At 67.5% G+C, this 957-nt stretch carries 1 protein-coding gene; it reads right to left on the bottom strand.

From position 1 onward, the window contains the following. Positions 1-33: 33 nt before the first annotated feature. On the bottom strand, positions 34-957 hold a 924-nt coding region (locus AC5WS8_RS39210; protein ID WP_496108247.1), incomplete at its 5' end, for an IS3 family transposase.

Raw genomic sequence — 957 nt, forward strand, 5'->3', positions numbered from 1 at the left:
TGAAGTTTCCCCGTGATCCTGGACACTCTTCTTCTACGCTGCGAGTGCTTGGTCGTTCTGGAGCCGCTGGTGTGTCTCGTGGGGCGTGATATACCCGAAGACAGCGTGTTTCCGCAGGCGGCGCCGGTTGTAGAAGGTCTCGATGAAGGTGAAGACCTCGGCGCGGGCGGCGGCCCGGTCGGGCCAGACTCGGGTGCCGATCTCCTCCTTGAGCACGGCCCAGAAGCTCTCGGCCGCCGCGTTGTCATAACAAGAACCTGTTCGGCCGGTGCTCTGCCGGAGCCCCAACGACCTTGTTTCTGCTCGGAATTCAGCTGAGGTGTATTCGCTTCCGCGGTCGCTGTGCAGGATGCAGCCGGCTTCCAGACGGCTGCGGCCGTGGGCCATCCTCAGCGCGTCGACCACCAGCTCGGCGCGGTGGTGGTCAGCCATCGCATAGCCGATGACCTCGCGGGTGGCCAGGTCCAGCCAGCAGGCGAGATACAGCCAGCCCTCCTGGGTGGGCAGGTACGTGATGTCGCCGACGAGCCGGGTGCCGGGCCGGGTGGCGGTGAAGTCACGGCCGATCAGGTCCGGGGCCGGCCGGGCCTGCTTGTCGGGCCGGGTCAGCGAACGGCGTCTTCGACGTGTAACGCCGGCGATCCCACGTTCACGCATGACCCGCTCCACCCGCTTGCGGTTGACCGTCCGGCCCAGCCGCCGCAGCTCGGCATGCACGCGAGGAACACCGTAGGCACCCTTCGAGGCCAGGTGGATCACGGTGATCTCGTGGGCGAGTGTGTCATCCGCCCGAGCCCGGGCCCGCCTGGCCTCCTCCGCCTCCAGCCAGGCATAGAACGAGGAGCGGACCACGCCCAGGACACGGCACAGCAGGGCCACCGGGTAGACGGCCTTCTCCGCAGCGATGAACCGGTAGACCTCGCTCACCGGTCGCTGTCCTTCGCGAAGAAGGCCGCC

The sequence above is a fragment of the Streptomyces sp. PTL18 genome (assembly GCF_059510295.1).